General features: G+C 65.5%; 4 protein-coding genes and 2 pseudogenes. 3 read left to right on the top strand and 3 right to left on the bottom strand.

All coding sequences use genetic code 11. The annotated features are described in order from the left end of the window. Positions 1-261: 261 nt before the first annotated feature. A pseudogene (locus ASF25_RS22150) lies at positions 262-787 on the top strand (IS3 family transposase); the annotation flags it as partial. Between the two features lie 215 nt (positions 788-1,002). Here ASF25_RS22150 and ASF25_RS23720 read toward each other — a convergent pair. From ASF25_RS23720 to ASF25_RS15930, 3 genes and pseudogenes are all read right to left on the bottom strand, one after another. Further along, positions 1,003-1,140, bottom strand: a pseudogene (locus ASF25_RS23720) (IS481 family transposase); the annotation flags it as partial. Positions 1,141-1,280: 140 nt separating this feature from the next. Continuing rightward, positions 1,281-1,901 carry a DUF2155 domain-containing protein gene (locus tag ASF25_RS15935; protein WP_056305824.1) on the bottom strand — a complete coding sequence of 207 codons (621 nt, stop codon included), beginning with the start codon at positions 1,899-1,901 and terminating at the stop codon, positions 1,281-1,283. Between the two features lie 157 nt (positions 1,902-2,058). Beyond that, a complete protein-coding gene (locus tag ASF25_RS15930; RefSeq protein WP_056305822.1) occupies positions 2,059-2,475 on the bottom strand; it encodes an NADH:ubiquinone oxidoreductase subunit NDUFA12 in 417 nt (138 codons plus the stop codon). 474 nt (positions 2,476-2,949) lie between these two features. Here ASF25_RS15930 and ASF25_RS15925 point away from each other — a divergent pair, with 474 nt between their 5' ends. Beyond that, complete coding sequence (locus tag ASF25_RS15925) at positions 2,950-6,678, top strand: vitamin B12-dependent ribonucleotide reductase (RefSeq protein ID WP_056305820.1); 3,729 nt, start codon at positions 2,950-2,952, stop codon at positions 6,676-6,678. A 264-nt stretch (positions 6,679-6,942) separates the two neighbouring features. Next, the gene (locus ASF25_RS15920) at positions 6,943-9,858 is read left to right on the top strand and encodes a DEAD/DEAH box helicase family protein (RefSeq protein ID WP_056305819.1); all 2,916 of its coding nucleotides are present in this window, start codon (positions 6,943-6,945) and stop codon (positions 9,856-9,858) included. Positions 9,859-10,264 lie beyond the last annotated feature (406 nt).

Below are 10,264 nucleotides of genomic sequence, written 5' to 3'. Positions count from 1 at the left end.
CCATTCCTCCAAAGCAGCAGCATGCCACCAACGGTTCGGTAAGGGGCGGGCCATCCCATAAGCGATCGGCATCTTCGCGGAGATGCCCAAGTGACGTTCGCCTTCATCGAGCAGCATGCGAACACCTGGCCGGTGCGTCTCATGTGCCGCGTGCTCGCAGTCTCCCCCAGCGGTTACTACGGCTGGCGGTCACGTCCCGAGAGCGCCCGGTCGGCGTCGAACCGTCAAAGACCACCGGCACCGCCCCCTACGCCTACGAGNATGCGAACACCTGGCCGGTGCGTCTCATGTGCCGCGTGCTCGCAGTCTCCCCCAGCGGTTACTACGGCTGGCGGTCACGTCCCGAGAGCGCCCGGTCGGTGTCGAACCGTCAACGTCGAACCGTCAACTCCTCGACGACGTCCGGCGGATCCATGCCGAGCATCATAGGCGCTACGGCTCACCTCGGGTGCACGCGGCCTTGCGCGCGGAGGGCCGAACAGCCAGTCGCGGACGCGTGGAGCGCCTCATGCGCCGCCAAGGCATCCGGGCCCTGGCTGGGCGTCGGTTCCGACCCTGCACGACCGACAGCCGTCACGATCTGCCGGTCGCACCCGACCTCCTGAAGCAGCTCTTCTCGGCTGCCCTGCCCAACACGGTCTGGCTGGCGGACATCACCGACCTGCCCACCGGCGAGGGCTGGCTCCACCTGGCCGCCATACTCGATCCCGCCACCCGCAAGAGCGTTGGTCGGTCCATGCGCGATCATATGCGGACCGAGCTGATTTCGGCCGCCTTGATGATGGCCNCCCTGCACGACCGACAGCCGTCACGATCTGCCGGTCGCACCCGACCTCCTGAAGCAGCTCTTCTCGGCTGCCCTGCCCAACACGGTCTGGCTGGCGGACATCACCGACCACACCCGAGCAGGCCGGGCGGAACGCGAGCTAAACCCACGTCCGTTGAAACGGGGGAGGATCACTGGCGCCGCGAGGGCTGTGCTCGTCCGTTTGCGCCGCGCAGCACCGTCATTGGGCAGACGCCTTTGCGCCGCGCCAGCGCCCTTACACTCTCTTCACGTGTCTGAATCGCGCGGCGGACTGCCGCCGTGGCGGTGGCGCTTCCATGGAAAACCCGCCCCCACGCCCTTTCCCTCGCGATAGGGTGCTCGACCGTATCGCCAAATCGCGGGATCAAAGACCTTCCGAACCGCACGCAGTGAGCTGTCCACCCGTTCGAATAGGATGCAGCGTTAGCGCTCCGGTGGAAGGGGGTGGCCCCTCACGCCATTCCGTCTCACCCTACCGGAACAGTGCGTCGAACAGGTTCTGTGGCGGCGGCGGCGACGGGGGGGCCGGTGCCGGGCCTTCGTTCGATGGGAAGAACTTTCGCGAGGGCTTCTGCTTCGGCTGGACCGGCACGCCGCGCGGCGCTTCGACGTCCACCTGACCGTTGGGGTTGACCTGCTGGGCCGCCCGCGTCGCGTCCTGACCACCGCGCTGGCGCCGGGATTTTTCAGGTTTCGACGCCAGAACTGGCGTATCCTCCTGCTCCTTCGCCTCGGCGATCACGTCGGAGCCGCCCTTACAATCCACGAGCCAGACGTCGTAGATCGGGTGCTCGATGGCGTGCAGGCCGGGGCTCGCCGCGAACATCCAGCCGGTGAAGATGCGGCGGTACTTGCTGTCGAGGGTGACCTCGTCGACCTCGAGGAAGCCCGTGGTCTTTGGGCTTTCCGTCGGCGGCCGGCTGTAGCAGACGCGCGGGGTGAGCTGGAGCGCGCCGAACTGCACGGTCTCATCCACCGCCACCTCGAACGACACGATGCGGCCGGTGATCTTGTCGAGGCCCGAGAACACCGCGGTCGGGTTCTTGATCTTGTCGGCCCCGGCCGGGAGCGCGGAGAAGGTCAGGGCCGGAATGGCGAAGAGCGCGGCGAGGAGGCCGGATCGCGAAACGCGTGCGGTGCTGCGGCTCACGGCTCGCTCCCTTGTGACGGCGCGCCACGAGGCGATGACGACGCGACCCGCGGTTAAGCGTGCAACATTGGTGGAAAAAGGGCCGTGTTCGGCCCGAAGCTCACGCGCTCGGATTCCAGGGTGCGTAATCACCGGTGGCCGGAGGGCGCTGGCCGGTGCTAAGTTGCGAGCCCTTCGGGCGGTAGGCGCCGAGCGTCCCCGTGAGGTTCTCGACATGCGGCTTCTGCCATTCGCGCGGAGTGTAGGCCTCCTCGCTCGGCGGCACGTCGGCGTTGTGGCACAGCCACGAGCGCCAGCCGGGGGGCACCTTCGAGGCGTCGGCGTAGCCGTTATAGACCACCCAGCGCCGCTCGGGCCCCACCGACCGGTCGATGAGGGGCCCAAGCGCCCGGTAATAGGTGTTGCCGCCTTCGTCCGTGCCGACGAACTGCCCTTTGCGTGCCGTGTAGAGGGCAAGCGACATGGTCTGCCCGTTCCACCAGGTGAAAATCCGCAGGAGCGTGTCCTTGAGAGCCATCGCGTTCGCCTGAAAGGGCCTTAGGGGCCGCCGGTCCGTCATTCGCGCGGGACTATGGTGAGGCGCTGCCCCCAAGTCCAGTCGGGGTACCCGCCTGCGCCCGGATTGTCACACCCCGGCGGCGTTAACCATTGCGTATGCCCGGCCCGGCTCGTCCCAACCTGTGCGCCATCAGAATCCTCGCGGCGATTCCGCGAGCGCCAAAGAGCACTTATCCGAAAGCCGCGGATATCCACAGGATTTAGGGCGCCGACACAACATCTAGTCAGGAACATAGCCGACGCACACAAGTTGTTGACGTGAGGGTCCTCGACGCGTTAGCTTTCGGATGTCGCCGAAGCGATCCGGTCCCTCGGCGGTTCATCGATTTTGTCTGGTTTGAACAGCGTGGCGCGGGCGTTCGCGGTCGCTTGTCCTCGCCAGCCCAGCATCACAGCCCTGGCGCCATCGCGCGCTTGGCGGGAGACAGGTTTCATGCGGTTCGAGCGTCGCCTCACCACGGCCGGGCAATCCCCCTACGCCACGATTCCATTCCGCAAGACCCTGAGCGAGATCCGCAATCCGGACGGCTCGGTGGTGTTCCGCCTGGAGGGCATCGAGGTGCCCGAGAGCTGGAGCCAGGTCGCCAGCGACGTGCTGGCTCAAAAGTACTTCCGCAAGGCCGGCGTGCCGGCTCGTCTGAAAAAGGTCGAGGAGAACGACGTCCCGTCCTTCCTGTGGCGTTCCGTGGCCGACGAGGCGGCTTTGACCGAGGTGCCCGAGGCCGAGCGCTACGTCTCGGAAGTGTCGTCGACGCAGGTCTTTGATCGCCTCGCCGGCTGCTGGACCTATTGGGGCTGGAAGGGCGGCTACTTCACCAGCGAAGACGACGCCTCCGCGTTCCTCGACGAGCTGCGCTTCATGCTCGCCCGCCAGATGGTGGCGCCGAACTCCCCGCAATGGTTCAACACCGGCCTGCATTGGGCCTACGGCATCGATGGTCCGGCGCAGGGTCATTATTACGTTGATTATCGCACCGGTGAGCTGACGAAATCCGCCTCGTCTTACGAGCATCCGCAGCCGCACGCCTGCTTCATCCAGGGCGTGCAGGACGACCTCGTCAACGAGGGCGGGATCATGGACCTGTGGGTCCGCGAAGCCCGCTTGTTTAAGTACGGCTCCGGCACCGGCTCGAACTTCTCCATGCTGCGCGGCGAGAACGAGAAGCTCGGCGGCGGCGGCAAGTCGTCGGGCCTGATGTCGTTCCTGAAGATCGGCGACCGGGCGGCCGGCGCCATCAAGTCCGGCGGCACCACGCGGCGCGCGGCCAAGATGGTCATCGTCGACATCGACCACCCGGATATCGAGACCTACATCGACTGGAAGGTGAAGGAGGAGCAGAAGGTTGCCGCCTTGGTGACCGGCTCCAAGATCGTCTCCAAGCACCTCACCGCGGTGATGAAGGCCTGCACCCAGTGCGAGGCCGAGGGCGACGCCTGCTTCGATCCCGAGCGCAACCCGGTCCTGAAGAAGGCCGTGAAGGCCGCCCGCAAGGACATGGTGCCGGATTCCTACACCAAGCGGGTGATCCAGTTCGCCCGCCAAGGCTTCACCAAGATCGAGTTCCCCGTCTACGACACTGATTGGGACTCGGAGGCCTACCTCACGGTGGCCGGCCAGAACTCGAACAACTCCGTCTCCCTCACTGATGACTTTTTGCGCGCGGTTGAAGCGGATGCCCCTTGGGAGTTGAAGGCCCGCACGACGGGAAAGACCACGAAAACCCTGCCGGCGCGTGAGCTGTGGGACAAGATCGGCGAAGCCGCCTGGGCCTCCGCCGACCCGGGCCTGCACTTCAACACCACCATGAACGACTGGCACACCTGCCCGGCGGGCGGGCGCATCCGCGCCTCGAACCCGTGCTCGGAGTACATGTTCCTCGACGACACCGCCTGCAACCTGGCCTCGGCCAACCTGCTGACGATGTACGACCGCGCCACGAACCACTTCGACGTTGCCGCCTTCGAGCATCTCAACCGCCTCTGGACGGTGGTCCTCGAGATCTCCGTGATGATGGCGCAGTTCCCCTCGAAGGAAATCGCCGAGCTCTCGTTCCGCTACCGGACGCTGGGTCTGGGCTACGCCAATATCGGCGGCCTGCTGATGAGCATGGGCCTGCCCTACGACTCTGATAAGGGCCGGGCGCTCGCCGGGTCGCTCACCGCGATCATGACGGGTGTATCCTACGCGACCTCGGCCGAGATGGCCGGCGAACTCGGGGCCTTCCCGGCCTACGAGGAGAACGCCGACGCCATGCTCAAGGTGATCCGCAACCATCGCCGCGCCGCCTACGGCGAGGCCGAGGGCTACGAGTTCCTGTCGATCGCCCCGGTGCCCCTGGATCTCGCCAACATTCCCCAAGCCGATCTTGCGGAGCGTGCCCGCCACGCCTGGGACCGCGCCCTCAAGCTCGGCGAGGAGCATGGGTATCGGAACGCGCAGGCGACCGTGATCGCGCCCACCGGCACCATCGGCCTCGTCATGGATTGCGACACGACGGGCATCGAGCCCGACTTCGCCCTCGTGAAGTTCAAGAAGCTCGCCGGCGGCGGCTACTTCAAGATCATCAACCGCGCCGTGCCGGACGCCTTGCGGACCCTGGGCTACCGCGAATCCGAGATTGCCGAGATCGAGGCCTACGCCGTCGGCCACGGCTCCATGGGCCAGGCCCCGGCCATCAACCCGGGCAGCTTGCGCGCCAAGGGCTTCACCGACGAGAAGCTCTCGGCCATAGAGGCGGGGCTGAAGCAGGCCTTCGACATCAAGTTCGTGTTCAACCGTTGGACGCTGGGCGACGCTTTCCTCACCGACGTGCTTGAGGTCCCGGCTGATAAGCTCTCCGACCCGACCTTCGAGATCCTGCCGTTCCTCGGCTATTCGAAGAAGGACATCGAGGCGGCCAACACCCATATCTGCGGTGCCATGACCCTGGAGGGCGCCCCGTTCCTCAAGGTCGAGCACTACGCGGTGTTCGATTGCGCCAACCCGTGCGGCCGCATCGGCAAGCGCTACCTCTCCGTGGAGAGCCACATCCGCATGATGGCGGCGGCGCAGCCCTTCATCTCGGGCGCCATCTCCAAGACCATCAACATGCCGAACGACGCCACCGTCGAGGATTGCAAGAACGCCTACAAGCTGTCCTGGACCCTGGCCCTGAAGGCCAACGCCCTCTACCGCGACGGTTCCAAGCTGTCCCAGCCCCTGAACTCGGCGCTCATCGCCGACGAGGAGGAGGATGCCGAGGAGGTGATCGAAGCGCTCGTCGCCCAGCCGGCTACGGCGAAGGCGGCGCAGCTCGCGGAGAAGATCGTCGAGCGGGTCATCGAGCGCGTCGAGCGCATCCGGTCGCGCGAAAAGCTGCCCGATCGTCGCAAGGGCTACACTCAGAAGGCGGTGGTCGGCGGCCACAAGGTCTATCTGCGCACTGGCGAGTATCATGACGGCCGCATCGGCGAGATCTTCATCGACATGCACAAGGAGGGCGCCGCCTTCCGCTCGTTGATGAACAATTTCGCCATCGCGATCTCCATCGGCCTCCAGTACGGCGTGCCCATGGAAGAATACGTCGACGCCTTCACCTTCACCCGATTCGAGCCGGCGGGCTTCGTGCAGGGCAACGACGCCATCAAGAACGCCACTTCGATCCTCGACTACGTCTTCCGCGAGCTCGCCATCTCGTATCTCGGCCGCATGGATCTCGCCCATGTCGACCCGTCCGAGATCGGCAACACGGTCATGGGCAAGGGCGAGGGCGAGGGTGCGCGCGGCGACAAGCCCGACGCCGTCGCGGCCAACGTGGTCTCCCGTGGCCTCCTGCGTGGATCGGCCGATCGGCTCACCCTGATCCAGGGCGGTCCGGCCGGCGGCGCGGTCGGGGTGGGAGCGTCCTCGGCCGGCGTTACAACTCCGGCAGGCGGCGTGGTCCATGCAATGCGCGGTGCCACGGCGTTGAAGTCCGAACCGATCCCGGCCGGCATCGCAGAGACATTGGTCGAGGCACTACCCTTCGCCAAACCCGAGCGTACGGTCTCCGACCGCCGCGCGGAGGCGAAAATGAAGGGTTATGTCGGCGAGGCCTGCCCCGAATGCGCGAACTTCACCCTCGTGCGAAACGGAACCTGCCTCAAATGCGACACGTGCGGCTCGACCACGGGTTGCTCGTGACGTCATGACGAACATTGCTGGGCGACCCAAAGATCCGCCTTATAACCTCTAAGTTCCGCATTAACTAAACCTAGAGTAAAGCTAGAAACTGGGCGGCCGTGGATCGGTCGCCCAGTTCGATAGGGGAACAAAAAGGGAACAGAGATTTCCCACCCATCGAGGATGGGGTTGCAGGCGCAGCCATGGGCTGCCGATGCCATCGAACTTCAGGCCCGGCGGGCCGAGCTTTCGGGAGGCATCATTCCTTAGGAGGAACGATTACCGATGGCAGACGGCCAAGCTCCTGCGGCAAGCTACTTCGCTCGAAATTACCCGGTCCTGGCGATACCCGTCGCGACCGACGACCCGCCCGGTTTCCGGGAGGCGCAACGTGCCGCACTGTTTTCTCTCGGGGCCCATTTCGCCCAACGCAACGACCCGGCCATCGTCACGATGCCGACGGGGTCCGGCAAGACCGCCGTGCTGCAGGCGTCGGCCTTTCTCCTTCGTGCTGTCCGTGTCCTCGTCGTCACCCCGAGCCGGTTGGTGCGGGAGCAAATCTACGACGACTTCCGCCAGCTCGGGGTTCTCAAACGGCTGGGGGCTGTCCCGTCCACCCTGGAGCCCCCGGCGGTCTTTAACGCGGACGCCAAGATCACGGACTGGGAGGCCTTGCGAGGCTTCGACGTGGTGGTCGCCACGCCCAACAGCGCCAGCCCAGCCGTGGATGGGGTGCCGACGCCGCCGGCGGACTTCTTCGACCTCGTCCTGGTGGACGAGGCCCACCACAGCCCCGCGCTCACCTGGACCGAGCTCCTGAAGAGCTTCCCCGACGCGAAGCGGGCACTCTTCACGGCGACGCCGTACCGGCGCGACGAACTGGAGATCAAGGGCCGGTTCGTCTTCACCTACGACCTGAAGCGGGCCTACGACGACGGCATCTTCGGCCAGATCTCTTATGTGCCGGTGGAGGATTTCTCAGAGGGCTGGGAGGACAAGGCAATCGCCGTCGCCGCTGAACGGCAGTTCCGCGAGGACGAGGCGGCCGGGTTCCAGCATCGCCTCATGGTCCGGACGGACAGCAAGGCACGCGCGACCGAGCTGCTCGAAGCCTACGAGGCCGTGACCAAGCTGAAGCTGAAGCTGGTCAAGAGCGACCACACCGTCGGCCATGTGAAGCGCATCATCGCGGACCTGCGAAGCGGCGAGCTCGACGGCATCGTCTGCGTGAACATGCTGGGCGAGGGGTTCGACCTGCCCAACCTGAAGATCGCGGCCATCCATACCCCACACAAGTCGCTCGCGGTGACGCTCCAGTTCATCGGTCGGTTCGCACGGACATCGGGCGAGGCACTCGGCGACGCGACCTTCATCGCCGCCCCATCGAGCATCAAGGTCGAGGCGGAGAAACTCTACGCCCAGGGTGCCGCCTGGAGCGAGATCGTCCCGAACCTCAGCGCAACCCGCGTCCTGCGCGAGGAGCGGGCCCGCGAGATCCTGGAGTCCTTCGACCCTGATCGACACCAGGACCCCGATATCGAGGAGCTCTCCCTCTACGGTCTGACACCCTACATGCACGTGAAGGTGTGGCGGCTGACCGATGCCGTTCGCATCGATGAGTCGATTGAGTTCCCCTACGGCCTGAACGTCGTCTACTCGGCGGTGAGCAAGGATTTCAACACCGCGGTTTTCGTCGCCCGCGAGAACAAGAAGGTGCGCTGGTCGGAGGACGAACGGCTGACCGACGTCAGCAACCATCTCTTCGTCATCCACCACAACCGTGAGAAGGGTTTCCTGTTCGTCTGTGCCTCCAAACGGCAGGATGGCACCTATCAGCGCCTCAGCGAGGCGATTACCGGGCGGAACCTGAGAGGCCTCTCGGCCGACACCTTGAACCGCGTCCTCCTCGATCTGGAGGACATGAAGTTCTTCAACATCGGCATGCGCAACCGCGCCTCCAACAGCAGCGCCGAACAGTACCTCACGAAGGCCGGCGGGTCCGTCGAGCGTACGATTGCCCCCGAGGATGCACGCCAGTACCTGCGGGGTCACTTCTTCGGCGGCGGCACGCGCGACGGCGTGGACATCACCATCGGGGTCAGCAGCGCCTCGAAGATATGGCAGAACAGTTCGGCCCGGCTGTTCGAGCTCGTGGACTGGATGGACAGCCTGGCGGAACGCCTAGCGAGCACGCGTCGGGTGGTCACGCATTCCGGCCTGGACCTCCTCGCCACGGGCATGGACGTGGACCGCCTCCCGGCCCCGGTGTTCCTCGCCGACTGGGACAAGGAGGTCTACACGCGTCCCTGGCACGTCATCGTTCCCGGACGGCCGGCAATTCCCCTCACGGGCTTCGACCTCATAGCCGATCACGACGGCTGCACGGACTACGAGGTGCCAGTCGCCATACGCGGGCATGGGCTTGATATCGGTCTTGTCTACGACGTCCGGGGTGGACCCCACTTCCGGTATCAGGCCGGCTCGAGTGGCATCGAATTGGAACGTCACGGTGCTTCAAGCACCCTGATCGACCATCTCAACGAGCGCCCGCTCTCCTTCTTCACGGTCGATCTCGGAACGCTGAAGGGCAGCGAGTACCATGCGCCCTGGAACCCGGAGGACGCCCCCTTCGATCCGGCCTGCGTCGAACCCATCGACTTCACGGGAAGCGGTGTCTGCATCAACACCGAGGTCGGAACCGCCAAGAATGGGCATCTCTCGATCTTCCAGTTCATGGAGGCCCGCCTCAACGCCGGGACGGCACCCGTCATCTTCTTCGATCACGGAAGCGGCGAGATCGCCGACTTCATCGAAATCCGCGAGGTGGGCGACGAGACCGAGGTGGAGATCTACCACTGCAAAAGCACGAAGAGCCCGAAGCCGGGCGCCCGGGTCGGCGATGCCTACGAGGTGATCGGTCAGGCGATCAAGTCGGCCCGGTGGTGCGGGCGCAAGGGAATCCGTTCGAAGATCGAGTCGCGGATGACCACCGGTGGCGGCAATCGCTTCCGCAGGGGGACCTTCGCCGACGTGGAACGCCTGCTTGCCCGCCCCAAGCCACCCGTCTTCCACATCACCGTGGTGCAGCCCGGTTTCGCTGGCGGCAAGCTCTCCACCGAGCTGCGGCAGCTCATGGCCGGGGCGCACCTGCATCTGCGCCACGCCGACGTGACCGGCTTCAAGGTCCTCGCCAGCCCGTAGCTGCTTCCGTTCCGGAGGGCCCGACGGTGAGCCACCTCAACCGACGGGCATCGTCGACGACCGAATTGTCCCGTCCCACGCTACCTTTACCGTCGGCGGCCGGCGAGCGGAGGGCGAGGCACGGCCAGCATCAGACCGTTCCGTACTGGCTTGCCGAAACTTCCGGTACATTGGCGTCGGAGGTGCGGTATGCCGGATCGAGAGGTCGTCTACGTCCGCCATCCCTATCGGATGGAACTGCGGCGCAAGCGTAAGCGCACCCGTGAGCAGTAGCTGGTCGCGGCCACCACGCCCGTCACCCTGTGGCCTGCCCCCATTCAGTGGCCCAGGTTTGAAGTTAGTGCATCGTCGGTCGTGTGACGATGGCAGGGCGAGCGGACGGCACTGATCCGCTCGGTTCGGTCGG

Origin of the sequence: Methylobacterium sp. Leaf100, from assembly GCF_001422845.1 — a bacterium.
Taxonomy (GTDB): Bacteria; Pseudomonadota; Alphaproteobacteria; order Rhizobiales; family Beijerinckiaceae; genus Methylobacterium.
This window is presented reverse-complemented; position numbering and strand designations above follow the sequence as displayed.

What these genes read in the sequence shown, in the direction of transcription:
- ASF25_RS15920 (WP_056305819.1), top strand. Translation starts at nt 6,943, where the DNA reads ATGGCAGACGGCCAAGCTCCTGCGGCAAGCTACTTCGCTCGAAATTAC.
- ASF25_RS15930 (WP_056305822.1), bottom strand. Translation starts at nt 2,475, where the DNA reads ATGGCTCTCAAGGACACGCTCCTGCGGATTTTCACCTGGTGGAACGGG.
- ASF25_RS15925 (WP_056305820.1), top strand. Translation starts at nt 2,950, where the DNA reads ATGCGGTTCGAGCGTCGCCTCACCACGGCCGGGCAATCCCCCTACGCC.